This window comes from Alicyclobacillus fructus, from assembly GCF_017329605.1.
GTDB classification, from domain to species: Bacteria; Bacillota; Bacilli; order Alicyclobacillales; family Alicyclobacillaceae; genus Alicyclobacillus; species Alicyclobacillus fructus.
In genome coordinates this window covers 104991-131274 of sequence record NZ_JAFMTY010000008.1, presented here as the reverse complement: position 1 = coordinate 131274, position 26284 = coordinate 104991, and the positions used below count along the sequence as shown (strand labels likewise).

Annotated in this window: 24 protein-coding genes, 1 pseudogene and 1 riboswitch; of the genes and pseudogenes, 18 read left to right on the top strand and 7 right to left on the bottom strand. The window is 62.0% G+C overall.

Annotated elements, in window-relative coordinates; all coding sequences use genetic code 11:
* Nucleotides 1-181 precede the first annotated feature (181 nt).
* The 4 genes and pseudogenes from J3481_RS15055 to J3481_RS06010 form a co-directional block, all read left to right on the top strand.
* A pseudogene (locus J3481_RS15055) lies at nt 182-481 on the top strand (ABC transporter permease); the annotation flags it as partial.
* 6 nt (nt 482-487) lie between these two features.
* On the top strand, nt 488-1489 hold the full coding sequence (locus J3481_RS06020) for an ABC transporter permease (protein WP_206830260.1): 1002 nt from the start codon (nt 488-490) through the stop codon (nt 1487-1489).
* A 48-nt stretch (nt 1490-1537) separates the two neighbouring features.
* Entirely contained in the window at nt 1538-2590 is a 1053-nt protein-coding gene (locus tag J3481_RS06015; RefSeq protein ID WP_236011296.1) for an autoinducer 2 ABC transporter substrate-binding protein, read from the top strand.
* 52 nt (nt 2591-2642) lie between these two features.
* Nucleotides 2643-3419: a DeoR/GlpR family DNA-binding transcription regulator gene (locus tag J3481_RS06010; RefSeq protein WP_206830262.1), complete on the top strand. Its 777-nt coding sequence runs from the start codon at nt 2643-2645 to the stop codon at nt 3417-3419.
* Between the two features lie 16 nt (nt 3420-3435).
* On the opposite strand, the gene J3481_RS06005 is transcribed toward J3481_RS06010, so the two are convergent.
* From J3481_RS06005 to J3481_RS05995, 3 genes are read right to left on the bottom strand one after another with little or no spacing between them, the layout of a single operon-like run.
* On the bottom strand, nt 3436-4134 hold the full coding sequence (locus tag J3481_RS06005) for a LutC/YkgG family protein (RefSeq protein WP_206830263.1): 699 nt from the start codon (nt 4132-4134) through the stop codon (nt 3436-3438).
* Entirely contained in the window at nt 4127-5545 is a 1419-nt protein-coding gene (locus tag J3481_RS06000; RefSeq protein ID WP_206830264.1) for a LutB/LldF family L-lactate oxidation iron-sulfur protein, read from the bottom strand. Before J3481_RS06000 ends, J3481_RS06005 begins: the two co-directional genes overlap by 8 nt.
* Nucleotides 5542-6288, bottom strand: coding sequence for a (Fe-S)-binding protein (locus J3481_RS05995; RefSeq protein WP_206830265.1), 747 nt, complete (start codon nt 6286-6288; stop codon nt 5542-5544). The genes J3481_RS06000 and J3481_RS05995 overlap by 4 nt, the downstream gene beginning before the upstream one ends.
* A 276-nt stretch (nt 6289-6564) precedes the next feature.
* Between J3481_RS05995 and J3481_RS05990 the strand changes: the two genes are divergently transcribed.
* From J3481_RS05990 to J3481_RS05960, 7 genes are all read left to right on the top strand, one after another.
* The gene (locus J3481_RS05990; RefSeq protein ID WP_206830266.1) at nt 6565-6771 is read left to right on the top strand and encodes a DUF1657 domain-containing protein; all 207 of its coding nucleotides are present in this window, start codon (nt 6565-6567) and stop codon (nt 6769-6771) included.
* 59 nt (nt 6772-6830) lie between these two features.
* Nucleotides 6831-7691, top strand: a complete 861-nt coding sequence (locus J3481_RS05985) for a DUF421 domain-containing protein (protein ID WP_206830267.1) — start codon at nt 6831-6833, stop codon at nt 7689-7691.
* 15 nt (nt 7692-7706) lie between these two features.
* Nucleotides 7707-8180, top strand: coding sequence for a stage V sporulation protein AC (gene spoVAC, locus J3481_RS05980; protein WP_206830268.1), 474 nt, complete (start codon nt 7707-7709; stop codon nt 8178-8180).
* A 3-nt stretch (nt 8181-8183) separates the two neighbouring features.
* A complete protein-coding gene (gene spoVAD / locus J3481_RS05975) occupies nt 8184-9230 on the top strand; it encodes a stage V sporulation protein AD (protein ID WP_206830269.1) in 1047 nt (348 codons plus the stop codon).
* Nucleotides 9227-9577: a stage V sporulation protein AE gene (gene spoVAE / locus J3481_RS05970; protein ID WP_206830270.1), complete on the top strand. Its 351-nt coding sequence runs from the start codon at nt 9227-9229 to the stop codon at nt 9575-9577. Before spoVAD ends, spoVAE begins: the two co-directional genes overlap by 4 nt.
* A gap of 165 nt (nt 9578-9742) precedes the next feature.
* Nucleotides 9743-11641 carry an acyltransferase family protein gene (locus J3481_RS05965; protein ID WP_206830271.1) on the top strand — a complete coding sequence of 633 codons (1899 nt, stop codon included), beginning with the start codon at nt 9743-9745 and terminating at the stop codon, nt 11639-11641.
* Entirely contained in the window at nt 11638-12006 is a 369-nt protein-coding gene (locus tag J3481_RS05960) for an Ldh family oxidoreductase (RefSeq protein WP_206830272.1), read from the top strand. Before J3481_RS05965 ends, J3481_RS05960 begins: the two co-directional genes overlap by 4 nt.
* Before the next feature lie 40 nt (nt 12007-12046).
* On the opposite strand, the gene J3481_RS05955 is transcribed toward J3481_RS05960, so the two are convergent.
* The gene (locus J3481_RS05955) at nt 12047-12847 is read right to left on the bottom strand and encodes an SGNH/GDSL hydrolase family protein (RefSeq protein ID WP_206830273.1); all 801 of its coding nucleotides are present in this window, start codon (nt 12845-12847) and stop codon (nt 12047-12049) included.
* 164 nt (nt 12848-13011) lie between these two features.
* Complete coding sequence (locus J3481_RS05950; RefSeq protein WP_206830274.1) at nt 13012-13959, bottom strand: SGNH/GDSL hydrolase family protein; 948 nt, start codon at nt 13957-13959, stop codon at nt 13012-13014.
* Between the two features lie 272 nt (nt 13960-14231).
* Between J3481_RS05950 and J3481_RS05945 the strand changes: the two genes are divergently transcribed.
* From J3481_RS05945 to J3481_RS05930, 4 genes are all read left to right on the top strand, one after another.
* Complete coding sequence (locus J3481_RS05945) at nt 14232-15425, top strand: acyltransferase (RefSeq protein WP_206830275.1); 1194 nt, start codon at nt 14232-14234, stop codon at nt 15423-15425.
* A 10-nt stretch (nt 15426-15435) separates the two neighbouring features.
* The gene (locus tag J3481_RS05940) at nt 15436-16998 is read left to right on the top strand and encodes an AMP-binding protein (protein WP_328702010.1); all 1563 of its coding nucleotides are present in this window, start codon (nt 15436-15438) and stop codon (nt 16996-16998) included.
* A 41-nt stretch (nt 16999-17039) separates the two neighbouring features.
* A complete protein-coding gene (locus J3481_RS05935) occupies nt 17040-17990 on the top strand; it encodes a peptidyl-prolyl cis-trans isomerase (protein ID WP_236011268.1) in 951 nt (316 codons plus the stop codon).
* 128 nt (nt 17991-18118) lie between these two features.
* Nucleotides 18119-18251: riboswitch (cyclic di-AMP (ydaO/yuaA leader) on the top strand.
* Nucleotides 18252-18255: 4 nt separating this feature from the next.
* Nucleotides 18256-19638 carry an MFS transporter gene (locus J3481_RS05930; RefSeq protein WP_206830276.1) on the top strand — a complete coding sequence of 461 codons (1383 nt, stop codon included), beginning with the start codon at nt 18256-18258 and terminating at the stop codon, nt 19636-19638.
* A gap of 73 nt (nt 19639-19711) precedes the next feature.
* On the opposite strand, the gene J3481_RS05925 is transcribed toward J3481_RS05930, so the two are convergent.
* Complete coding sequence (locus J3481_RS05925) at nt 19712-19921, bottom strand: DUF378 domain-containing protein (protein ID WP_008338448.1); 210 nt, start codon at nt 19919-19921, stop codon at nt 19712-19714.
* Between the two features lie 210 nt (nt 19922-20131).
* Here J3481_RS05925 and lysA point away from each other — a divergent pair, with 210 nt between their 5' ends.
* The 3 genes from lysA (at nt 20132) to J3481_RS05910 (ending at nt 24828) form a co-directional block, all read left to right on the top strand.
* Nucleotides 20132-21463, top strand: a complete 1332-nt coding sequence (gene lysA / locus J3481_RS05920; protein WP_206830277.1) for a diaminopimelate decarboxylase — start codon at nt 20132-20134, stop codon at nt 21461-21463.
* A 120-nt stretch (nt 21464-21583) separates the two neighbouring features.
* A complete protein-coding gene (locus J3481_RS05915) occupies nt 21584-23110 on the top strand; it encodes a fumarate hydratase (protein WP_206830278.1) in 1527 nt (508 codons plus the stop codon).
* 440 nt (nt 23111-23550) lie between these two features.
* Nucleotides 23551-24828, top strand: a complete 1278-nt coding sequence (locus J3481_RS05910) for an Nramp family divalent metal transporter (RefSeq protein WP_206830371.1) — start codon at nt 23551-23553, stop codon at nt 24826-24828.
* Nucleotides 24829-24863: 35 nt separating this feature from the next.
* Here J3481_RS05910 and J3481_RS05905 read toward each other — a convergent pair whose 3' ends face one another.
* Nucleotides 24864-26183 carry an MATE family efflux transporter gene (locus J3481_RS05905; RefSeq protein ID WP_206830279.1) on the bottom strand — a complete coding sequence of 440 codons (1320 nt, stop codon included), beginning with the start codon at nt 26181-26183 and terminating at the stop codon, nt 24864-24866.
* Nucleotides 26184-26284 lie beyond the last annotated feature (101 nt).

The window sequence follows — 26284 nt, the reverse complement described above, 5'->3', positions numbered from 1 at the left end:
TGAACGACTTGCTGCCGTGGTCCGACCACCTGCCAGACGGCATCCGCAGACGGACGAAAAAAGCATAGTATGCACAACTGCCCCGCCGGCTTCCCGGCGGGGTTTGTCGTCATGTACGACTTTGATGCAGCGATGGCGGGAATGCAAGGTGGGCGGGATTTGACGCTCACTATTAGGGTTTCTCGCAGGTGTATCAGGGGTTTTGTATCTTTCTTACAATGGATTCTCGACGCCTACGACGGGATCCGATTTGAACCTTGAATCGATCGCTGCGGCTGTCATCGGTGGAACCAACGTATTTGGAGGTCGAGGCACAGCGTTCGGAGCGGTCCTAGGAGCGGTTTTGCTAGGCGTCATTACGGAGGCCTTGGTGTTCTTTCATCTTCCTGCGGTTTGGAATGACGCTGTCGAGGGACTGATCATTCTGGTCGCCGTCATCACGGATAGCGGACTAAGTCGTTCACGCAGGGCCACGGGGTGATCAACGTTGGAGAATCGCTTTTGGTCCATCAGCATCGCTGGGGTGCTCATTGTTGAACTCATTCTGTTTGGGATTGTGAGTCCGGACTTTATCAATCTTCAAAATCTATTAGCTTCAACCGAAAATTTTATTCCGGCCGGTATGATGGCCCTCAGCATGGCCATCGTCATCATCACGGGTGGGATAGACTTGTCGGTGGGTTCCATGATGAGCCTCTGCGGAGTCGTCATGGGTATCCTGTGGCAGCATGGTATCAATATTTGGATTGCTGCCTTGCTCAGCGTGGTCCTCGGCGCGGTTCTCGGATGGATCAACGGGTTGATCATTGTTCGCACCGGCATTCAGCCGCTCATCGCGACGCTTGCGACGTTGTTCATTTACGGATCATTAGCGATGGTCCTAGTAGGGCAAGGATCTGGATCCATCTATGGATTTCCGCAAGCGTACTTGAATCTTGGGAGCGGAACGATACTGAAAATATTCCCTATTCAACTTTTGGTCTACGTCGTTCTTTCGTTGCTGTTTGGCTTCCTTCTTCAATTCACGAGCTACGGTCGACAAGTCTATTTCATAGGCAACAATGAAGGAGCGGCGCTGTACTCTGGGCTGCGCGTTGCACGCGTCAAAATGCTTGCCTACGTTCTTTCCGGCTGCATGTCCGGTGTTGCTGCCATCTTCATGGGTGCGTATTTCGCCTCCGTTCGGGGAGACATGGGGGCCAATTACGAGCTTACAGTCATCACGGCCTGCCTTGTGGGTGGCGTGAATGTTTTCGGCGGTTCGGGGACCATTTTGGGCACCGTTCTTGGAACGCTCCTTCTTGGGATGCTTCAACAGGGGCTGAACATGCTGAATGTGTCGTCCGTCGAGCAGTCGATTGTGACGGGAATTATTCTCGTCATGGCTGTCGGATTACAACAACTTAGTGGTCTACTCTCGCGGCGGCGTCGGGTTGAAGACCGAAATCACGCTTCGGTCCTCGATCCTGCAACTGCAGCGAGGGATTAGTCCAATAAATATTGTGGCCAAATGGCCAACGAAGGGGGATCAATCGTGATGAAGAAGTGGGGTCTGAAGTCGAAGAAGAAGTGGTTACCAGCAGCAGTCGCCGCGACAGCCCTCAGCATGGCAACTTCAGGGTGTGGGACACTTGCCTCGAGTCACTCGACGGCAACGGCTGCAGGTGCCGCATCGTCTTCTAAGCCTATCAAGGTCGCGCTCATTCCGAAGGAAATAGGAATTCCTTACTTTAGCGGAGCCGACCAAGGGGCTCAATCGGTCGCCTCGAAGCTGCACATTCAACTGACCTACAATGGACCGACACAGGCGAGCGCAGCGGATCAAGTATCGATGATTAACAGTTACGTCGCGCAGGGTTATAACGTGATCGCCGTATCGGCCAACGATCCGACTTCTCTAGCCCCAGCCCTTGAATCTGCGATGCACCGGGGTGTGAAGGTGATCACGTGGGATTCAGATGTCATCCCGTCGGCGCGCCAATTTTTTGTAGACCAGGCCACAGCCCAAGGAATAGGCACGACCCTTGTGCAAATTACTGCTGACCACTTTAAGGGACAGAAGAACGTTGAAGTGGGCATTCTATCGTCCACGCCGACGAATCCAAATCAAAACTCCTGGATCGCCGTGATGAAACAAGCTATTCAGACCAAGTACAAAAATCTCCATATCGTGACCATTCAATACGACCAAGAACAGCCTGACGTTGGTCTGACGGCCGCGGAAAACATGTTGCGGGCCTATCCTCAAATGAAAGCGATTATTTCGCCTGACTCTGTCGGAGTTCCCGCCGCCGCCGAAGCAGTCGAAAAGTTGGGGCTGAAAGGCAAGGTATTTGTAACGGGTCTTGCCGATCCCATTCAAATGAAACAGTATGTCAATGATGGGACGGTTCAAGAATTCGTCCTGTGGGATGTTCCGAAGCTCGGGGCCTTGACGATGTATGTGGCACGCGCCGTGGCGGACGGAACCATGCCTGCGAATGGCACCTTCAAATGTGCTCTTGGAACATTTAAGGTTCAGAATCACGTAGTTCTCTTGGGTAACCCAACGGTGTTCACCAAGGCGAACATCAACAGTGCGAACTATTGAGTCAGACACGTGCGGGCGAGCTATCGTCCGCACAGCTTTGAGGAAGTGATCGATGCCCATGCTCCCAGCCGAGCGACAACGAGCCATCTTACAGTACCTGAATGAACGCGGCAGTATTCGCGTCAAGGAACTCAGTCGGATGTTTTCCGTCACCGAGGAGACCGTCCGCAGGGATCTCCATATCCTCGAGATGGAGGGTAAACTGCGCCGCAGTCATGGCGGCGCAGTTCGCATTGACGACGATACGCCCGCGGAGACATCGTATCTCATTCGCGAGTCAGAGCATGTGCCGGAGAAAATGGCCATTGCACGCACCGCCATCACGTACGTGGAGCCGGGAGAGAGCATCATCCTGGACGCGAGCAGCACCGCGTTGCACGTCGCAAACGCTTTGCCCAACATGCCGCTCACGGTGTTGACCAATTCGGTCAAAATCGCGATGGAGCTCGCGTCCAAGGATAAAATCGAAGTGATTTCCACGGGCGGCATCCTTCGGGCGAGCTCGCTTTCGTACGTCGGCCCGATGGCCGAAGAGGCCATCAGCCGCTTTCACGTCAACAAGGCCTTTCTGTCCTGCAAGGGAGTGCACGTGGAGCACGGCTTCACGGAGTCGAACGCGCTTCAGGCGCTCGTGAAGCGAAAGATGGTCGAGATCGCGGACATGCTCATTCTGCTCGCCGATCACAGCAAAATTCAGGCGCGTGATTTCACGAAGGTCGGCGATGTCGACGAGATCGACGTGCTCATCACCGACCGAGAGACGAGCGAAGAAGACGTACGCGCGTTCGAGCAGGCTGGCGTGCATGTGGTGCGCGGAGAGGCCGATTGACGTGAGACAGCCGGGGTCAGGCGAGATCCCCGGCTGTTTTCGTGACATCGGCGGTTCTGTCGCGCAGGAGAAGGCAGATGACGCGCGCGGGGCCGTGGACGCCGATGGTCTGATCGTTCTCGATGTCGGAGGAGCGGCTTGGTCCGCTGATGAAGTGCACGTAGGCGGGCATGCGCGCGTCGCGAGCGGCGCCTCGCAGTTGCGCGAGGGCGTCGCCGAGGCTCTGCACAATCTGGCTTTCCCGCAGAATGACGAGGTGGACGAGTGGGATCTGATGGACGGTGCGCCCCGCAGCACCTCCTGTCTCCACCACGAGGGTGCCGGTGTCGGCGACCCCGAAGCTCGCTCCCGTGATGCCGACCTCGATGTCCAGCACGTCACTTTCGCCAAAACGCCGGACGGACCATCGTTCGAGCACATCCTCCACATCCACGGGCCACGGAGCTTGCCTGCCCCAAGCTCCGGCTGAGCCAGGGGCCAAATCCCGGAGCGCGCGGTCAAGGCACTCCCGCACGGCGTCCTCATCCGCACACTGCACGATCTCGCCCGCCAGCGCCTGGAAGCGGGCGCAGAAGGTCGCGGTCCGTTCCTCCTGCGTCGTTTTGCGATCCGCCCAGAACGCCGGGGCGCCGATGGCGTCGCGCGGGGCAGGCGCCGATCCGGGCTCTCTGCCGAGCCGCGCCGCGATGTTCGCCAGGAATGCTCCCTTATCCACGCTTCGTCCCTCGCTTTCTCGCTATCCACCACTCGCGAAATGTGACATCTCCCAGCGCGGGGAAGTCGCGCGCCCCGGTCCAGCCTGCGAGCGGCCCGATTTTCGCTTGAATCACGCCGTCGCGCGCGAACGCGCCTTGCAGTCGCCGCGCGATGCGGATGGCGCGGAGATAGCGCCGGTGATCCGCAAACGTCACGCGGTATGCCGCGAAAGCAGCCTTTTCCCCCGTCTTGCCGCCGGTCTTGGCCACGAAGCGCTGACGCTCCTTGACGAGCATGTCGTGAAGCGGGATCTTCACGGGACACGCCTCGTAGCACGCGCCGCACAGGCTCGAGGCATACGGCAGATCCTGATACGCCTCCCCGCCTTCAAGCAGCGGCGACAGCACGGCGCCGATGGGCCCGGGATACACGGATCCGTACGCGTGACCGCCGATCTGCCGATAGACCGGGCAGACGTTCAGGCAGGCGCCGCAGCGGATGCAGTGGAGGACGGCTTGGAAATCCGGATCGCCGAGTTGGCGAGATCGGCCGTTGTCGAGGATGATCACGTGCATCTCTTCGGCGCCGTCCTTGTCGCCCGGGCGGCGCGGGCCGGTGATCATCGACAGGTAGGTGATGGTGTTCTGGCCTGTGGCGCTTTTCGGCAGCAAGTGCGCGAAGACTTCGAGATCGGCGAGCGTGGGCAGCACCCGCTCCATGCCCATGAAGACGATGTGCGTCTTCGGCAGGTTGGCGACGAGATCGGCGTTGCCTTCGTTGGTGAAAAGGGCAATCGAGCCGGTCTCGGCGATGCCGAAGTTGCAGCCGGTGATGCCGATGTCGGCCGTCAGGTACATCTCGCGCAGGCGGCGGCGCGCGAACGCGACGAGATCGCGCGTCTCGGTCGTCAGGTTTTGGCCGCCGTCTTGCTCGAACAGCGCCTTGATCTGCTCGCGGGTCTTGTGAATGGCGGGAATGATGATATGTGAAGGCGTCTCATGCGCCAGCTGCACGATGTATTCGCCGAGATCCGTTTCGATGACCTGGACGCCAAGCTGCTCGAGGTGGTGGTTGAGGTGGACCTCCTCGGTCACCATCGATTTCGACTTGACCACGCGCCGCGCGGCCTTGTCGCGCACGATGTCCGTGACGACGGCGAGCGCCTCGTTCGCGTTCGCGCAGAAGTGCACATGGGCGCCGAGCCGCTCGAGGTTGTCCGCGAACTGGGCCAGGTAAAAGTCGAGATGTTCGATGGTGTGCCGCCGAATGGCCTCGCCGCGATCGCGCCAGGCCTCCCAGTTGCCAAAGTCTTCGGTCACGGCCTGCTTGCGGTTGCGTAGCCGATCCGTCGTGAAGTGAACGGCTCCGCGCAGGAAGTCGTCGCGGAGGGCGATGTTGGCGCGGTGGCGCACCGATGACTGGGCACTCATGCGGTCACCTCCTCGGTCAGGCCTGCGGCTTCGGCCAGAAGCTCGGCGAGATGCATCACGCGCACGCGCGCGCCGCGGCGGGAGAGCGTGCCACCGATGTTCATCAGGCAGCCCATGTCCGTGGACACGAGCACGTCGGCGCCGCTTCCGAGGACGTTTTCCGCCTTCTCCTCGGCCATGGCGCTTGAAATTTCGCTCATCTTGACCGAGAACGTGCCGCCGAAGCCGCAGCAGTCGCGGGCGTAGGGCAGATCGACGAGCTCGAGATCGCGCACGTGGCGCAGGAGCTCGAGGGGTTCCTCGCGCACGCCGAGCAACCGCGAGCCGTGGCAGGACGGGTGGAACGTGACGCGGTGCGGGAAGCGGCCGCCGAAATCCACCTTCTGCAGGCGGCGGACGAGAAATTGCGAGAGTTCATAGGTTTTCTCGGCGAGGCGTCGGGCTTCCTCGGCTAGGGCCGGATCGCCCGCGAAGAGCGCCGGGTAGTAGTGGCGAATCATGCCGACGCACGATCCGGAAGGGCTCACGACGGCGTCGGCGTCGGCAAACGCCTCGAGGAGCGTGCGAGCAACGTGGCGGGCCTCGTCCGCGTAGCCGCTGTTGAAGGCGGGCTGCCCGCAGCAGGTCTGGCCGATGGGGAAATCGACCTCGCAGCCGCTCGCCTCGAGAAGGCGCGTCGTGGCGATGCCGACCTTCGGAAACACGGCGTCGACGATGCAGGTGACAAACAAGCTCACTTTCATGGCGTAGGACCTCCATGACCGCGGCCGGACAAGCCGCGGTCGGTCACTTCACAGGATGTCTCGTATCCAGTGTAACGCTTACAGGCGCGGCGCGCACCGATAGAGACACGGGGTCGGATATCGTGACAAGGGTCATTATAGCGAAACCAACAGAAATAAAGCAACGAAAATCAACAAGAAGCCAACGTGCCGTCCTTCCCGCGATTTCCAAGTGAATCGATGTATACGCGGTGCCTGTGTTCGGAGACATTACGGTCCAGATTGGGGGTGAAACCTGTGACCATCGCGCAGCAGGTCAAGACGACGCTCGCGAACCTGAAGAGCGCGCAGGCGAACCTCGAATCGTTTGCGCTCGCGACCGACAACCAAAAGGCGAAGCAGCTGTACACCGAGGCGGCTCAGCAGACGCAGCAGGTGGTGCAGCAGCTGCAGGCTCGCGTCGCGGAGATCGAGCAGGAGGAACCTCAATACAAGGGCTTCTAGCCCGCGCGGCGCCAGGGAGCGCGCTCCCTGGCTCGCTTCACGTCGATGGAGGTGAGCGGGTGGCCGAGTGGTTGACCATCGTGATCCGATCGCTCATCGCATTTGCCGCGATGTTTCTGTTCGCGAAACTCATCGGCAAGCGGCAGCTTTCGCAGATCACGTTTTTTGAATACATCGTCGGGATCGCCATCGGCGACATGGCGGCCATCATCCCGGATCAGCTACAGGCGCCCCTGTACCACGGGCTGTTGCCCATGGCCGTGTACACCGCGCTGCCCATTCTGCTGAGCTTTATCGCGCTCAAGAGCAAGAAGGCGCGCGACATCCTCGAGGGCAAGGCGCGTGTCCTGATTCAGAACGGAAAGATTCTGGAGGACAATCTGCGCAAGGAGCGGATGTCGACCGACGAACTGTTGGAGCACCTGCGCGCCAAGAACGTGTTCAAGGTGGCCGATGTGGAGTTTGCCATCATGGAATCGAACGGATCCGTCAACGTGATGTTGAAGCCGGAGGCAGAGCCGGTCACGCCGAAGCGCCTCGGGCTCAAGGTGCCAGCCGAGTCGCAGCCTCAGGTCGTGATCATGGACGGGAAGATCATGGACGAAGGGCTCGCCACGCTCGGCTTCAACCGCAGGTGGTTGAAGGGAGAACTGGACAAGCTCGGGGTCGCGGTGGAGAACGTCTATCTCGCGCAAGTGGACGCGGCGGGGGAGCTGTACGTGGATCTGTACGATGACAGGATTCAGGTCCCCGAGCCCAAGGCGCGCCAGTTGACGCACATTCTCTTGAAACAGGCTGAGGCCGATCTCGAGCTTTATGCGCTCGCCACGGACGATGAGGTGGCCAAGCGCGAGTACACCGCCATGGCGAAACAGGTCGAGCGCATTCGGAACGAGACGGAACCCTACTTGCTGCATTAAGGAAGGAGACGCAAGATGCCGAAGGCACAGCTCAAGCGGGCAACGCCCGTGATGCAGGCGTATCAGGCGTTCGCGTCGGCGCGGGAGCCGGCCCGCCCCATGGCGCGAAATCTGGCGATCGCGTTTGTGGCGGGCGGTTTGGTGTGTGTCATCGGCCAGGCGGTGAGCGACTTTTTCGTGCACGTGTGCGGGTTTAGCCGCAAAGACGCGGGCAATCCGACCGTCGCGGTGCTCATCGCCCTGACGTGTCTGCTCACGGGACTCGGCGTGTTTGACAAAATCGCGCAATTCACCGGGGCGGGCACCGCCATCCCGGTGACCGGTTTTGCGAACGCGATGGCTTCGGCCGCTCTCGAGTCGAAGACGGAGGGATGGGTGCTGGGCGTGGGGGCCAACATGTTCAAGTTGGCCGGGGCCGTGATCGTCTGGGGTGTCGTGGCGGCCTTTTTCATTGGACTCTTGCACACGCTCGTCGCACCGGGGAGGTAGAGCATGCTCCAGGGACACCAGAGCTGGCTGTTCGAACATCAACCGATAATCCTGTCCACCGCGGCCATCGGCGGGCCGATGGAGGCCAAGGGGCCGCTCGCCGACGACTTCGACCTCCTGCACGCAGACATCCGCATGGAGCAGAAGAGCTGGGAGCAGGCGGAACGGACCTTGCTCGACGAGGCGTGCCAGAAGGCCATCGAAAAGGCGGGGATCACCAAGGACGCGGTCTCCTTTCTCATTGCGGGGGACCTGATGAACCAGATCATCTCGTCCTCGTTCGCCGCGAGAACGCTTGCCATGCCCTACCTTGGCATCTTTGGCGCGTGTTCCACGTCGATGGAGGGGCTGGCGATCGCGTCATTGCTCGTGAACACCCGCTCGGCTCGCTACGCCCTCGCGGCCACGGTGAGCCACAACGCCGCAGTGGAGAAGCACTACCGGTATCCCACGGAGTACGGCGCGCAGAAGCCCCCCACCGCGCAGTGGACCGTGACGGCGGGAGCGGCCGCGATCGTCGCCCCAAACGACGGCAAGGGTGAACACCCGGTGGTGACGAGGGCCACCATCGGACGGGTCGTGGACATGGGCCTGTCCGATCCGTTCAACATGGGCGCCGCCATGGCGCCGGCGGCGCTCGACACCCTCATTAGTCACTTTCGCGACTTCGACCTCCCGTACGACTATTACGATCTCGTCCTCACGGGCGATCTCGGCCGCGTCGGCTCCCGCATCCTGCGCGATCTCCTGGTGGAGCACCGGGTCGACATTCCGCAGGATCGCTATCAAGACGCGGGCGTCCTCATCTACGGCGATCTCCCGGAGGTCCTGGCTGGCGGAAGCGGATGCGGTTGCTCGGCGTCGGTGGCGTACGGGCACATCCAGCGAAGGCTGCGCGATGGCGAGTTGCGCCGCGTCCTTGTGGTGGCGACCGGCGCCTTGTTATCCCCCATTTCGTATCAGCAGAAGGAGACCATCCCCTGCATCGCGCACGCGGTCGCCATGGAATGGCCCGAAGCGCTGCATCGGACAGGAGGGGACGCGCCATGACGTACCTGTGGGCGTTTCTCGTCGGCGGCGCCATCTGCCTGGTAGGTCAACTGCTCATGGACGCCTTTCGCCTGCCTCCGGCGAACGTGGTGTCCATCCTGGTGGTGGCGGGCGCCGTGCTCGGCGGACTCGGCCTGTACGATCCCATCGTCCGCTTTGCGGGGGCCGGCGCCACCGTGCCCATCACGTCGTTCGGCAACGCGCTCGTGCAGGGGGCCATCGCGGAAGGCAAGGCGCACGGGTTGGTCGGCGTCATCACCGGCATCTTCGAGTTGACGAGCGCGGGCATCTCGGCGGCCATCGTGTTCGCCTTCCTGACGGCCGTCTTCTTTCGGCCAAAGGGGTGAGGCGGAGCCGGTCCGTTTGTCGAATCCGGTCGATCTCGTCGGTTTGCCGGGCCGCGAGCATCGACAAATTTCCATGTAACACGCCGCCCAGTTCGCTCGTCTCCTAGATATAATCGAAACGGGGAATTTCGACACGGATTGCGCCGACGGGAGGAGTTACAGACAATGCCGAAGCCGATGGGCGGGCATGGCCGGTACATGCCAGGACTGGACGGATTGCGAGCGCTTGCGGTGCTCGCCGTGATCGCGTATCACGTGAATTGGGGCGGGGCGCCCGGAGGTCTGCTCGGCGTTCAGGTCTTCTTCGTACTCTCAGGTTATTTGATCACGGATCTCCTCGTGTCGGAGTGGCGAAACACGGGGCGCATCGACTTCAAGCAGTTTTGGCTGCGGCGGGCGCGGCGTCTGCTCCCAGCGCTCGTCGTGATGCTCGCCATCGTGATGATCTGGGTGTATTTGGCAGATCGCGCCCAGTTTTCGCAGTTCTTTCACGACGCCGTGGCGTCGTTCTTCTACGTGAGCAACTGGTGGTTCATCTTTCACAAGGTCTCTTATTTCCAGAGCTTTGGCCGCCAGACGCCGCTCGGTCACCTCTGGTCGCTGGCGGTGGAGGAACAGTTCTACCTGCTTTGGCCGCTGCTTCTTCTCTTTGCCCTCTCGGTCCTGCGGCGGCGCGGGCGCGTCCTCGCCTTCACCGGCGTTCTCGCGCTCGCTTCAGCTGTCTGGATGGGCGTGCTGTATCAACCGGGCATGGATCCGACGCGCGTCTACGACGGGACGGACACGCGCGCGTTCGGGCTTCTCATCGGCGCCATGCTGGCGTTCATTTGGCCATCGAGCGGGTTTGACCGGCCGCTCGCGCCTCGCCGCCGCCTGTTGCTCGATCTCGTCGGCCTGGTGAGCCTCCTGGCCATTCTCTGGATGATCTGGAAGACGAACGAGTATGAGCCGTTTTTGTATCGCGGCGGTCTCGTGATTCTCTCGATTGCCACCGCAGCACTGGTAGCGTGCCTGGCGCACCCAAGCACGTGGTTGGGCCGCGCGTTCGGATCGCAGCCCTGGCGCTGGCTCGGTGTGCGCTCGTATGGCATCTACCTCTGGCACTTTCCGATCATCGCGTTGACGACGCCGCTCATCGATGCGAACGACTTCAACCCGTGGCGCGCCGCGTGGCAGGCGGGTTTGGCCGTGGCCATCGCCGCGGTGTCGTGGCGAGTCGTCGAGGAGCCCATCCGGCGCCTCGGGAAACAGCGAAAGGCGGAACGCACAGCCCGTCGCGCCGTCGAGCGCACGCGGCGCGTTCGCAGCGGTCGGCGCCGCCTGGTGTATGGAACCGGCTTGGTGGCGGGGGTCGCCATCCTGTTCTGCGCGGGCATGACCGCCTATCCCGTGGTGGCATCTCTGGGCAAGGTGCACGCGAAGGCGACGCTGGCGGGCGGATCGGGGGATAAGGCCGCTCTCGAAGGCACCAAGGGCGCATCGAGCGGTGGGCAGACGCCAAAGGATACGTCCGCCGCGCCTCACCCGTCTTCGACTCCTGGCACCCCGCACAGCGTGAACGTGCGCACCATCGCCAATACGAAGGCAAAGAAGGCTTCGGGCGTCGGCGTGACCGCGATTGGCGATTCGGTGATGATCGACATCGAGGGCGATCTCGAGAAGCTCTTGCCGGGCATCGTGTGCGACGGGCAAGTGGGGCGCCAGATGTACCAAGCGCCGCAGGTGATCCAGGCGTTAAAGGCGAAACGAGAATTGGGCCGGATCGTCATCTTGGAGCTTGGTACCAATGGGCCTTTCACCAAACAGCAACTCGTCTCCGTGCTCCAATCGCTCGGACCGGTTCAAAAGATCGTCTTGGTCAACACGCGCGTGCCTCGCCCGTGGCAAAACGCGGTCAATCAGACGCTGGCCCAGGTGGCGGCCACGTATCCGCACGTGGTTCTCGTCAACTGGTATCAGGCGAGCGCGGGACATCCGGAGTATTTCTGGCAGGACGGCGTCCATCTGAATCCCACGGGCGCCATGGTGTACGCGAAGCTGGTCGCGCAGGCGGTGGAGCAATGAGGCGCAGACCTTGGGGAGTGATAGCGTTTGGAGAGGCTCGTCGCGCCTCCTTCGCTGCAGGATTTTGCCCGTGCCTGTTTGACGTCGATGAACGCGATGCGGATTGGTCCGCCACTGTTCATCCCGAGTATTTCGTGGGCCAAACGCCGTTTTTGGAGCGCATGGCCGCCTTGGTGGAGGAGATGCACGACACGCCGGCCGCGGCGCGGCACACATCCGTTCGCGTGCCGGGTGAGCGCCGTCATCGCGAACGCCTGAGGCGCAGCCGCCGAGGGATTCCCATCTCGGACGACGTGTGGGCCGATCTCGCCGAGCTGTCGGATCGACACGGCATTCCGCTGCCCGAGGTGTGGGGATTTGAGTGAGCTTAGGCGCGGCGGATTGCGCACAGGCTGGCGCCGGTGCTCATCCTGAGCTCGGCTTGGCGCTCTCGGCAGGCACGAGTGTGCCCTGCAGATCCTGGGCCAAAAGCGATCCCGCCAATTCATGGCCGAGCGTGTTGGGGTGCCAGTCGTCCGCGCTGTACATCTGGATGGACTGATGATGGATAGCGAGGTAGCGCTTCATCTGGTTAAACAAATCGACGACGATCACGTCCGGGGTCTTAAATTGTTTTGCCACGCGAATTTCGTCCGCGACGAGTTGGCTTTCGGGCGCTTGATCGTGTCCATAGGACGCTCCGGTGGGCGGCGGTGTGACGACGACCACGTCCGCGTGCGCGGCAAGCGCCTGTCGAATTTCAGATTGAACGGCTTGTTCAAACGCGGCGATGGGCGTCTTGTTGGCGATGTCATCCAACATGCCCCACGAGATGACCACGACCTGGGGATGGATTTCGCTGAGAAACTCGGTGTATTTGGTCGCCATCTGCGTGGGGCCGTAACCTTCGATGGATTTATTGATGAACTGAAAGGATATGGGGCCGATCTTCGTCAGTTTCTGAAACGCTCGCACGAGATAGCCTCCGCCGGTCTTGTCATCCCATCCGTGTGCGACGGAGCCGCCCACACCCATCGCGACGACCGGCTGCGCGGACGGGTGAGCAATGAGCGGATAGGGACTCGTCTGCCGCGCCGCCGACTGCGCGCTTTCGGGCGCCGTGGGCGCGTTGTCCGCTGTGCCGGTCCCGCAGGCGCTGACGGCGCAGACGACCGCGCAGGCGCCAAGCCACACCTTGAAGCGACGTCCTCCCATGTCCATGGCCATGCTGCGAACCTCATTTCCTGTGGCGTTGTGTCCCTTATTATACCGATTCCCCGTCGACAAAAATGGTCCCGTCCGGTCCTCCGTCCTGGTTCGGCCCGTTGTCCATGAAGGCCGCCAAGCCATAAAAAAAGCGCCCACATCAGGCGCTTCTCTTCGAAATCCCTTCAGGATGCCGATCCGCCCTCGGTATGGCCCGACGAGGTCGATGGTCCCGCCTTGAAGACGGGCGCGGTGACAGGGAATTTCGCGAGGATGTCCTTCACCAACAGCTGAGCCGCAAGCGCGTGCCCTTTCGAATTGGGGTGCCAGCTGTCGTTCATCAACGGCTGCACGTTTTCGTGATGATCCCGGAGATAGGCCTTCATCTGGTCAAACAGGTTGAACACGTACACGTTCGGGTTGTGGAAGCTGTTCGCCACCTGAATTTCGCTCTGCATGAGCCTTTGTTGCGCCACACGGTACGTGGTGTACGACGCCTTGGACACGGGCGTCGTCACGAGCATGACGATGGCGTGATGATCAAGCGCCTCTTCGATCTGCCACTTCACCTGCGCGTCGTAGACCTCAAGCGGCGTGTGCTGGTACAGGTCGTCGAGGCCGCCCCACGCGATACACACGATCTGCGGCTCGTACGTGTCCAGCCAATTCACGTACGTGTCCCGAATGCTGAGCACGCCCTTGCCCGGTTCCGCTTTGTCGATCACGTCATAGGTCACCGGCGTGAGCGAGGACAAGGCCGTGAACGTGCGGTGAAGATAGCCTCCCCCCGTCGGGTCCTTCCAGCCGCGTGCGACCGACGAGCCGATGACGAGGACCCGCACGACGTGGTCTTCGGCAGGTGCGTTGCCGTTTCCGGCCGAACCGGCTCTTGTCCCGCTCTCCGGCTGGTCGTCCGGCGCGTGCACGGGATTGGGTGCGACGCCTGAACTCGTCGGTGCGCCGGACGTCGACGCCGCACCGGCCTCAGAAGACGCGGATGCCAACTGTTGGCTGGCTGTCGCGCGGTCGTCGGGCAAGTTCGAGTCGGCGCGCGCGGTCAGCGCCCCAGGCGTCCACAGGACACTCGCGACGAGGGCAAAGGTCACAACCCCCATGGGCCAGCGCCATCTCATCGCCACGACCCCCCAGGATGTCTTTTCCTCCATCTTGTCATTTTCATCTCAAATCGCCCTTAAAATCGTGTTTTTTGGTCGATCCCGCTCGCGCCCTGGTGACGTCCCGTCCTCCTTGGCGCACGATGGGGATAACCGCCTTTGGCAAACATGGCGGACGCGTGTTAAGGTGGCATTGAGGCTTTGATAAACTTTTGATGTTTTTCAACGAAGCTTCAAGCTCGCTCCCTTAAGCTATGCGGTGTGTCGAGCCAAGCAAGGAGGGGGTCACGGTGAGTCAGGCCCAGAAGAAATCCCATCTCTACGAGGTCGATCTGATGCGGGCCTGCATCATCCTGGGCGTCATCTGTGTGCACGTCTTGTCCAGTTTCAACGTTCGAACGCCGGACGGATCGTGGATGGACGTATCTTCCGGGATCCTCATGATGACGTTCCATTTCACGCGAGAAGCCTTCATGTTTATCACCGGCCTCGTCCTGTTTTACACGTACTACGACCGCCCATTTACGGCAGGTTCCTTCTGGAAGAAGCGATTCTTGCTCATTGCCATTCCATACATCGCGTGGACGGCCATCTACATTCTGTTTCAGGGAACCTTTCTCAAGGGATTCGAGTGGACCGCGCCCTGTCTGGTTCACACCTTTCTCACCAGCTTGGCCACCGCGAATCAATATTTCCTGTATTTTCTTCTCGTCTCGATGCAGTTATACCTCGTGTTTCCACTCATGGTGCGCTGGCTGCGGCGGTCCAATCGGTATCATCTGGTCATCGCCGTCGTCGCGTTTTTCATCGAGGTAGGCATCATGATCTGGAATCAGGCCTCGCTTCAGTTCGTGAACGTGTACCAGTTGCCGGGGTGGCTGCGTGTTCTGGTCCGGTATCGCGATCGCGACCTGTTGACGTACGAGTTCTGGTTCATCGCGGGCGCGATGTTCGCCATCTACTATCCGCGCTTGAAAGCGTGGGCCACCGCGCATGGGCGCCTGCTCTTCTGGACGTGGGTCGGGATGTGGTGCCTGCTCTGTGGCATCTACTTTATCAACCGAGATGTGTTCCATCTGACGGGAGGGCGGATCGTCGATACGCTGCAGCCCGTCATGGTTCCCTACAGCTTGGCGGTGGCACTCGTGCTGTGGCGCATCGGCCTTGGTTGGCAGGCCCGCCGGGCCCGAGGGCTGATGCCTCGTGCGAGCCGTTTCATCCGCTTCTTTGGCAGCGTGAGCTTTGGTATTTTTCTCATTCATCCCATCGCGCTTCGATTTGTCGAGCTTTTGGCCGATCGGATTCATGCCCCGCTGCCTGTGCAGTACGCCATGTTGCCGGTCTGGATTGCGCTGACGTACGTGTCTTCCGGCGTCGCCGCGTATCTCATCGGAAAGATCCCCTATGTCGGATACATCGTCGGCGAGAAGACGGGATGGCCCAAGTCCCTGACGCGCAAGGCCGCGTCCAGTGCGGCCGGATGAGACCTGTTTCGTGGATTTGAACTTCGAAATCGAGGTGTTGGTCATGTCCAAACTGTGGAACGCATTGTCGTCTGCCCTCGCCGACCCAACGCGATCCGTCGTCTGGGACGGCCGCTGGTACACCTGCGGGGAGCTTCGGGCGCACATCGCGGCCGTGCGCTCTCAATTGGAGCGTGCCGGGGTTCGTCCCGGCCATCGCGCGATGTTGGCCATTCCGAATTCGTACGCGTTTGTCGTCAGCTACCTCGCCTGCCTGGAACACGGGGCCGTCTGCGTGCCCGCCAACCGTGAGATGCCTGCGGGCGAGCTCGAGCGGGCGATGGCGCGGTATCGGGCGGATTTCGCCATCGTCGCGCCCGACGCTGGCGCGCGTTGGGAGCCTCAGTTGCGTGGGCACGGCTTCCATGGCGGACCTTCCGTCCACCTGGACGCCGAATCCGGACAGGTGGTTCAGCTGTGGGGGCGCGTTGCCGTGTCCGAGCCGGAGCCGCAAGGCGAAGAGCCCGAGCGGCGTCCGGCGGTGCTCATGTTCACCTCGGGCACCACGGGCGAACCGAAGGGCGTGCTGTTGACCCACGGTCATCTTTGGGCCGCAGTCCAGAACGTGATCGGAAGCCACCGACTGACGCCTGCCGACGTCGCGTATTGCATCTTGCCGCTGTTTCACATCAACGGGCAGGTGATCGTGCTGCTGTCGACGCTGGTGTCGGGCGGCCGGATCGTCATGCGCGACAAGTTCCACGCGTCCCTCTTCTGGGACGACATTCGCCAGCACAGGGTCACCTGGGTCTCCTGCGTCCCGACGATTTTGTCCATCGTCGCGAAGCGGCCCGCGCCCAAGGGGGCGCTCGAATCGCTTCGCTTCCTGCGCTCGGCTTCGGCGCCGCTCACGCCGGCCGTGGCCGCGCGCATCGAGGCGGCGTTTGGTGTGCCAGTCATTGAGGCGTACGGCATGACGGAGGCGGCGGGGCAGATCTGCACAAACCCGCTGCCGCCGGAGGTGCGGAAGCCGGGATCGGTCGGCAAGCCGGTGGGGATGTCGCTTGTCATCGTGGATGCGGATCGGAGGCCGCTCGCGCCTTATGAGCTCGGCGAGATCGCCATCCGGGGCGACAACGTCATCGAGCATTACGTGGGCATGGAACCCGCGCCCGACTACGGCTACGGGCCCGGGTGGATTTACACGGGCGATCTCGGCTACATGGACGAGGACGGCTATGTGTACATCACCGGGCGCGCGAAGGAGATGATCAACCGGGCGGGCGAGAAGATCTCGCCGCGGGAGATCGAGGATGTGCTGAACGCGCACGAGGCGGTGGCGAGATCGGCCGTCGTGGGGATGCCGGATCCGCTGTACGGGGAGCGGGCGGTGGCTTGGGTCGTCCCGGAGGAGCCGGATGGCGTGGACGCGGACGCCCTGCGCGCCGAGCTGGAGTCGTTCTGCGCGGCCCATCTCGCCAAGCCCAAGCGGCCGGCGCAAATCGTCATCGCGCGGTCGCTTCCGGTGAACGCCACGGGCAAAGTGCAAAAGCACGTGTTGCGAAACCTGGAGCCCCGTGATAGGCTTGCTTGAACTGGGATATGGAGCCCAGGGTGCGGAAGGTCTGAAGGAGGATGGCATTGAAGAAGGAACGGTGGATTTCCGGGTTCGTTGGCGCGTGCGCTGGGGCGCTGATCGTGGGCGGCGTGTGGTTTGGCACGTACGCCGCGCACGGGGGTGGATCGGTGGTGGCGATGGTGGGGAAGACCCCCATCACGAGGCAGGAGCTGGCGCAGCAGTCAGAGGCTTATGCCGGATCGGCCATGCTGGAGGAGCTCATCGCCAACGCCCTCATTGAGCAGGCCGCGGCGCAGCGGCACATCACGGCGACGGACGCGGAGATCAATCAGCAGATCACCGCCATCGAGATGCAGAACGGGATCACCTCGGAGGCGCAGCTGAATTCGCTTCTCGCGCAGAACCACATGACCAAGGTGCAGTTTGTCGAGCAGATTCGGGACAACATCCTGGCCACCAAGCTGGCCGAGTCGCAGGTCCAGGTCACGGACAAGCAGATTGAATCGTACTACAGGCAGAACACGTCCATGTTCACCGTGCCGGAGACGCGCAAGATCGCCATCATTCGGGTGAAGACGAAGGCGGACGCGGAGAAGGCCCTCGCGGAGATTCAGTCCGGAAAGTCCTTTGCTTCGGTGGCCCAGGCCGTGTCCATCGACACCGCCACCCGATCCAAAGGCGGCTTGCTTGGCACATTCACGGAGGATGAACTGAAGGCCGACGATCCGGCCATCGCCTCGGCCGCGTTTGCCCTCAAGGCGGGAGCGGTGAGCCAGCCGATTCAAGTGCAGGGCGGGTACGAGCTGGTTCAATGCCAGGCCGTCACGCCCGGCCATGTGGAGCCGCTCTCCGCCGTTCGCTCGCAGATTGTCCAGGCCATCAAACAGCAGAACGCCGAGAGCGAACCGAAGCTCGTGGCGCAGCTCGCGAAGTCGGCGAACATTCAGATCCTCGACAAGTCGTACGCGGCGGTGCTCACGGCCATCAAGAATCCGACGTCGACCTGAGGGCGTGATCGCGGTGGTGGCCCTCGCGGCCGCCCGCTGCGGGGGGTTCCAACGCCTTGTCCTCAACTTGCGATCGCCTCAAATTTCGAGTATCGTAATGTTTACAACGCCATCATTTTGTCGCGATCGAAGCGGCAGCGCTGAATTCCTCCTGTCGGAGGAAGCGGGGGAACCACATTCTGGGGTGAAACGACTCGTTCGTGGGGCGCCTTTCCGACCCAACCCGTCAGCTAACCTCGTAAGCGCAAGGAAAGGGGACGATCACGTGCATGCCGCACAGCAGGCGAATCCTGTGGAAGACGCGAAGTTCAGCCGATTTCACCTCAAGCTCACCGTGTATTCATCCGGCGGGCCGTTTCTCGACGGCTACATCTTGAGTATCATCGCCATAGCGCTGACGCAGATCACGCCCGAGTTGCACCTCGACGCCATGTGGAGCGGGCTCATCGGGGCGTCCGCGCTGATGGGCATTTTTATCGGCGGCCTGCTCGGGTACGTGACGGATCGGTTCGGCCGCCAACTGATGTACACCGTCGACTTCATCCTGCTGATTGTCGCTTCCCTGCTTCAGTTTTTCGTCCAAAACGCGTGGGAATTGTTCCTTCTTCGCGTGCTCCTGGGCATCGCGGTCGGCGCCGATTATCCCATCGCGACGTCGCTTCTCACGGAGTTCGCGCCTCGAAAATACCGCGGCGCGATGCTCGGCGTGACGGTCATCGCGTGGTACGTCGGGTCTGTCGTCGCGTATGTGGTGGGGCAGTGGATGCTCGCCATCGGCCCCAACGCCTGGCGGTACATTCTGGCGTCGAGCGCGGTGCCTGGGATCGCGTTGGTCTTGCTCCGCCTCGGTACCCCGGAGTCGCCGCGCTGGCTTCTGCAGCAGGGCAAACCGCGTGAGGCGCTCAAGGTGCTTCGGGAAGTGTATGGTCCGGGTGCCAGCTTGAAGCACATCGTGGTCCCCGAGGAAAAGCGGACGCGCACGAGCTACTGGACGCTCTTCAACCGCACGTATCTGAAGCGCACGCTGTACGTGAGCGGGTTTTTCACGGCCGCGGTCGCGCCGCTGTTTGCGATTTTGACGTTTGGACCGACGCTGTTGACATCCTACCACCTGTTTGACGGATCGTCCGGCTACGGTTCGGCGCTCGTGAGCCTTTTGTTCATCGCCGGGTGCGTGCCGGCGCTCTGGCTCGTCAACCGCATGGGCAGGCGGCTGACGATGATCGCGTCATTCGCCGTCATGACCGTCGGCATGTTGCTCCTTGGGCTGTTTCCGAATGGGCCGCTCTGGATCATTGGCCTGGGTTTCCTGCTGTACGCCCTGTTTTCCGGAGGGCCGAACATCATGGAGTGGCTCGCGCCGAACGAGTTGTTTCCGACCGAGGTGCGGGGCACGGCGGTCGGGGTGACGACGTGCATCAGCCGCCTGGGGGCGGTGGCCGGAACCTACCTCCTGCCGTGGGCGCTGAGCCAATATGGCGTTGGCCCCACCATGCTGGCGGGCGCCGTGGTCACGTTCGGCGGCTTTCTCGTCTGCCTGTTCCTCGCGCCGGAGACGCGCGGACTCACGCTCAACGCGGCGAGCGTGGGCGAGGAAGACGAGGCGGCCGCGGAGGCGCGCGGCCGCCGGTTGCGCGTCGGCGAGTGACGCTTCCTGAACACGCAGAAGGCCCTGGCGCGACGACGCTCGTTCGCCAGGGCCTTTGCGCGCGGCCGCTTGGTCAGGTGCGAACCGCCTGACTTTTGACCAGCACAGCGACCAGTTGCCACAGCGCGCCGAGTCCGACCAGCGCGTACACGAACTGCGAGAGCCACGTCGCGCCGAAGATGGCACCCACGAGGTTGTAGTTGGCAAATCCAATCAGGCCCCAGTTGATGCCGCCGATCACGATGAGCGCCCAGGCGATCCAATCCACGGCGTTCCAACGCACGGTCTCACCTCCAAACCGGATCTGTCGCTAGCATGTTCCTCAGCCCAGGGCGGTATGCGCGTGCGCTGGACCGCAAATTTCCGTTGCCCCGCAGGCCGGTGCGCGTATATACTTGTGTCTGAATCTTTATTCAGGTTCGTGCAGTCCAGTCGAGGCGCGGCCCAACAGAGAGACCAGGGCGGATTCAGAGAGACGATAGGAGTGGACGGCGTGAAATCAGAACACCTGTTGGACGTGAGTCCGGGGGTCGACGCGCATTTTCCGAGAAATGAAGAGGGCCACCTTCTCATCGGCGGCGTGAGCGCGGTCGATCTCGTCGCGCGGTTCGGCACGCCGCTCATCGCGTACGACGAGGGGCTCATTCGCGAGACCATCCGCGCGTTCCATCGCGTCTTTCAAGAGGAAGGCGTGCCGTATCAGATTTCGTACGCGAGCAAAGCGTTCTGCACCATTGCGATGTGCCAGCTCGCGCACGAGGAGGGGATCGGCATCGACGTGGTGTCGGGCGGGGAACTGTACACCGCGCTCGCGGCCGGCGTGCCGCCGAAGAAGCTGCACATGCACGGAAACAACAAGACGCCTGAGGAGCTCGAATATGCCATCGAGAGCGGCATTGGCGCCGTGATCGTGGACAACTTTGACGAGATCGACCTGTTGGCCGACATCCTGGAACAAAAGGATGGCGCGGTCGACGTGCTGGTGCGCGTGGCGCCGGGCGTGGAGGCGCACACGCACGACTACATCTCCACCGGGCAACAGGACTCGAAGTTCGGTTTCGACCTCGCCAGTCACCAGGTGGAGGAGGCGTTTTTGCGCCTGAGTCAGGTGGAACGCGCGCGCGTCATCGGGGTGCATGCGCACATCGGCTCGCAGATTTTCGACGTGGAGGGCTTTCGGCTGCTCGCCGAGCGGATGGCCGGCGTGTACGAGGCGGGGCTGCGCCGGTTCGAACTGCCGTTTTCCGTGCTCAACCTGGGCGGCGGATTTGGCATCCCCTACACGGATGAGGACGCGCCGCCCGTTGCCGATCTCGTCCGCGGCGTGATCCGCGCCGCGAAAGACGCCTTCGCGGCCCGGGGCATGGATGTGCCGGTGCTGTGGATTGAGCCCGGCCGCAGCATCGTCGGGCCGGCGGGCGTGACGCTGTACCGCGTGGGCAGTCGAAAGGTCATCCCAGGCGTGCGGAATTACGTCGCCATCGACGGAGGGATGACGGACAACCCTCGCCTCGCGCTCTACGGCGCAAAATATCACGCCTGCTATGCGAACCGGCCGGCCGAGGAGCCGGATCGACCTTGGTCCGTGGCCGGGAAGTGTTGCGAGAGCGGCGACATGCTGATCTGGGATCTGCCGCTCGCCGATCCGCGGCCTGGAGATCTCCTCGCCGTCTTCGCGACAGGTGCGTACACGTACGCGATGGCGAGCCACTACAATCGCATTCCCAAGCCGGCTGTCGTCTTTTGCCGCGACGGCGAGGCGCGCCTCGTGGTCCGGCGAGAAACGTGGGCCGACGTGGCGCGGCTGGACCTTCCGCTTCGATGAGGGGCCTCTCGGGGTCCCTCTTTTCATGGGCCGATGATGCCGCGATTCCGGGTTCTCGTGCGCCAAGTGATATACTGAAGAAGGGGCACCAGGCACGTGCTGTGAAAGGGGTAGTGGCAAGTGGCGACGAAAGCGTTTGATAGCTTGCTGGAATTGATCACGGAGACCTCCACGAATCTGCCGCCGGACGTGCGCCGGGCCATCAAGCGGGCACAGCTTCAGGAGGAGTTGGGCAGCCGCGCGTCCATCGCGCTGAACACCATCGTCGACAACATCGTCTCCGCAGAGGAGGACGTCCAACCCATCTGCCAGGACACGGGCATGCCGACCTTCATCGTCCACTGCCCGGTCGGTTTCAATCAAATCGAGTTCGAGCGCGAGATTCGGAGGGCGGTGGCGGAAGCGACGCGCCTCGGCAAGTTGCGGCCCAATTCGGTCGATCCGCTGACCGGCAAGAACACCGGCGACAACCTCGGTGAAGGTACGCCCATCGTGCACTTCCACCAGTGGGAGAAAGACGAGGTCGAGGTCAAACTCATCCTGAAGGGCGGCGGCTGTGAGAACAAGAACATCCAGTACGCGCTGCCAACCGATCTTCCCGGCCTCGGCCGTGCGGGGCGCGATCTCGACGGCGTCCGCAAGTGCATCCTGCACGCGGTCTACCAGGCGCAGGGTCAAGGATGCAGCGCGGGCTTCATCGGGGTGTGCATCGGCGGCGATCGCACGAGCGGCTATGAGGGTGCAAAGGAACAGCTGTTCCGGCCGCTGGACGATGTCAATCCGAATCCGCAGCTCGCGGAACTCGAACAGTACATCCTTGAGAAGGCGAACCAGCTCGACATTGGCACCATGGGCTTTGGCGGCAAGGTGACGCTCCTCGGCTGCAAGATCGGCGTGCGCAATCGCATCCCCGCGAGCTTCTTCGTCTCGGTGGCGTACAACTGCTGGGCCTTCCGGCGCCTCGGCGTGGTCCTGGATCCCGAGACCGGCGAGATTCGCCGCTGGTTGTACAAAGACGGCGAAGGGAAGCTCGAGCGGCCGAAACAGGCGTTTTCGACGGAGGACGCGATCGTGCTTCAGGCGCCCATCAGCGAGGAACAGATCCGCAAGCTGAAGGTGGGCGACGTCGTGCTCATTCGCGGCGAGATTCACACGGGGCGTGACGAGCTTCACAAATACCTCATGCATCACGATTCGCCCGTGGATCTGCGGGGGGGAATTCTCTACCACTGCGGTCCGGTGATGCTGAAGGATGAGAACGGCGAGTGGCACGTGAAGGCCGCGGGCCCGACGACGAGTTCGCGCGAGGAGCCGTATCAGGCCGACATCATTGAGAAATTCGGCATTCGCGCGGTCATCGGCAAGGGCGGCATGGGAGAGAAGACCCTGCAGGGACTGAAGAAGTCAGGCGCCGTGTATTTGAACGCGATTGGCGGCGCTGCGCAGTTCTACGCGCGTTGCGTGACGAAGGTGAAGGGCGTCGACTTCTTGGATCAGTTCGGGATTCCCGAGGCGATGTGGCATCTCGAGGTGGACAACTTCCCAGCCATCGTCACGATGGATGCGCACGGCAACAGCTTGCACAAGGAAGTGGCCGAGGAATCGATGCTCAAGCTCGAGGACCTCAAGGATCCTGTGTTTGTGTGATGGCTTGGAAACGGCGTGTCGGAAGCTGTCCCGGATCCATTCGCAAGGGTGGTGAAGGGGCAGCTTTCTTTTCCATGCAGCACCCTCGGTTGCTTTCCTTCAACGGTTGTTGTCATCTGGCAGGACCATGTGACGCCAGGTCGTCGACGCCTCATGCGTGATGATGTGCGTGACCCTCCCCTCTCCTTTTCGCACGCTGGTTGGCTTTCCTGATGCTCACCCGGGCCCGTCCATTTCACGTGGTCCACTTTCCCCAAACCAAAAATTTTTCCTCAGGTCAAATGTGCGGGTCACAAATCGCCGAGAGCGTCGTATAATAGGGTCAGAAAGTTTCCTTGGGCTAAAAATCTTATCCGAACGCAACTCGTGCCCGGCGTGTCGAGACGATGGAGGAGATTCCGGGTAGAGGGGGCGATGAGGTGAGTGTGACGACCACGAGCATGCAAACGTCCGATTCCAAGGCTGTGCGAGCCGCGAGAGCGGCGTTGGATCATCGGCGCAGAGGTTTGCGCGCGCTGCTGCCGTTTCTCGGCCCGGCGTTTGTCGCCTGTGTGGCGTACATCGACCCGGGCAACTACGCGACCAACATCCAGAGCGGATCGGAATTTGGGTATCGGCTGCTGTGGGTGGTGGTGCTCGCCAACCTGATGGCGATGCTGATTCAGCACTTGTCCGCGAAGCTCGGCATCGCGACGGGCAAGAGCCTGCCCGAGATGTGCCGAGATCACTTTCCCAAGTGGCTGACCTACGTCATGTGGGCGTTCTCCGAAGTGGCGGCCATGGCCACGGACATCGCGGAGTTTTTGGGCGCGACCGTCGGCCTGAACCTGTTGCTCCACATCCCCATGCTCTGGGGGACGCTCGTCACGGGTGTCGTGACGTACCTGATTTTGACGCTGGACCGCCTGGGATTCCGCCCGCTGGAGAAGTTCATCACGGCGTTCGTCCTCATCATCGCCCTGTGCTACGTGGTGGAGACGGCGTTTTCGAAGCCGAACTGGGGCCAGGTCGCGTACCACAGCGTGGTGCCGTGGCTCGGCAATCAGGCGGCGGTTCTGCTCGCGGTGGGCGTGATCGGCGCTACGGTGATGCCGCACGTGGTGTACTTGCATTCGAGCCTCACGCAGAATCGGATTCAGCCGCGAGATGAGGAAGACAAGGTGAAAATCGCGCGGTTCAGCACGAAGGAAGTCGCCATCGCCATGTCGCTCGCTGGGCTCGTGAACTTGTCGATGATGTTCATGGCCGCGTCGGTGTTTCATAACACCGGTCACACGGGCGTGGCGGACATTTCGACCGCGTACAAGACGCTCACGCCGCTGCTCGGCCCGGCGAGCGCCGCGGTGTTCCTCATCTCGCTGTTGGCGTCTGGCTTCTCCAGCTCGGCCGTCGGAACCATGGCCGGGCAGGTCATCATGCAGGGGTTTGTCGGCTTCACGATTCCGCTCTGGCTCCGGCGCGTCATCACCATGATTCCGACGGTCATCATCGTCGCCCTTGGCATCGATCCGACGCAGACGCTCGTGTTGAGTCAGGTGGTCCTGAGCATTGTGCTGCCGATGCCCGTGGTGGCCCTGATTTACTTCACCCGCAGGCCGGACCTCATGGGGCGATTGGTCAACCGCCGCTTGACCACGTGGGTGGCCAGTCTGTGTGCCGCCGTGATCGTCGTCTTGAACATGCTTTTACTCTATCTGTCCTTCGGCGGCAGGTTTTGATGGCCGCTTGAAGCCCGGCATGCGCCGGGCTCTTTTTATGGGGTGCGGGCCGCTCGCGGGCGAAGCTTCCGGACGAGGTCGAGATACGGGGCGAGATCGCCGCGGGTCACGCGCCAAAGCGCCCGGCTGTCGCGGCCGGAAGCGCGCCGATACCAGGTGACGTACAGGGCGAGCTCCAAGACGTACGACAGTGTCGAGGCGATGGATGCGCCGTACATCCCTGCGAGCGGGATGAGACCCAGGCACATAAGCGCGTTCGAGGCGATCACGGCCAGGTTCACCCAGGTGAGAGCCGTCGGCCGGCCGAGGGCGTTGGTGAAGTACTGCGCGATGACGTTGGCGGTTGCCTTCAGCACAAGCCCCGGCAGCAACACGTAAAACGGCCCGAGGCTTCCCCCGTACTTGTGCCAGCTGTAGATGAGCACGATGACGGGCATGCCCGCGGCCAAAGCGCACGCGGCGAGAAAGGACGTGACCAGCGTCTGGCGCGACGCGTTCTCTGTGATGGCTCCGGCGTCGTCCACGCTGGCCGCGGTCACCCGGTGAAAGACCATGGTGGCGATGGTCTGGGTGAGGGTGTTGAGAATTTCGGCCGCCGCGACGGCCACGCCGTAGATGGAGAGCGTGGTGGCGTTGTGCATCAGGGCGAGCATCCAGAAATCCGTCCGGTAGTTGACGTAGCCCGTGACGATGGCCAGGGACGATGCTGTGCCGTATCGGTACAATCCTCTCCATTCCGCTCGGTGAAAGCGCCACTTGAGCGCCTCGCCGAAGCCGAGCTTGTGGTAGGTGACGGCGAGCGTCAGGGCGACGCACACGGCCCACGAGACGAGCCAGATGCGAAACGTCCACGCGAGCCGGGGTCCTTCGGGCATGTGCCAGTGCGATGCGATGAACGCGAGATACAGTGCGAGAAAAGCGGTGGCCTGCGCGATGTTCACGCGGTTCAACCACGAGATTTCCCCGAGCGAGTTCAACAACTTCGAGCCGTAGCCAAACAGAAACGTGAACGGAATGCCGACCATGGCGTAGGCGATGGAGATAGGCGGATGCCAGATCCAAATGGCGATCACGGCGAACAGCCAGACGGCGATGCTGAAGAGGAACATGACCAAGTTCCCCATCTGGACAATCTGCGCCTTGTCCTGCGGCCTGCGGGGCAGCGCGTAGGAGAAGTAATTCGTGTATCCGCCCGAGAACGACTGCCCGAGCGTGGCGACCGTGGTGGAGAGTTGAAATTCGCCCCGGCTCGCCGTCGGAAGGTAGCGCGCGGCGATGGCGCTGTTGGCGAAGGTGAGGAACGAGGACAGCCCCCGATAGGCGAAACTGTATAGCGTGAGTTTGCGTCCGGTCACGATGGTTCGTCTCCATTTCCGGCGTAGCCAAGAATCGCGCGCAAATCTGCCACGTATCACTTTACTGAAGTCCGTCCCATCCGTGAAGGGGAATTGCGCGC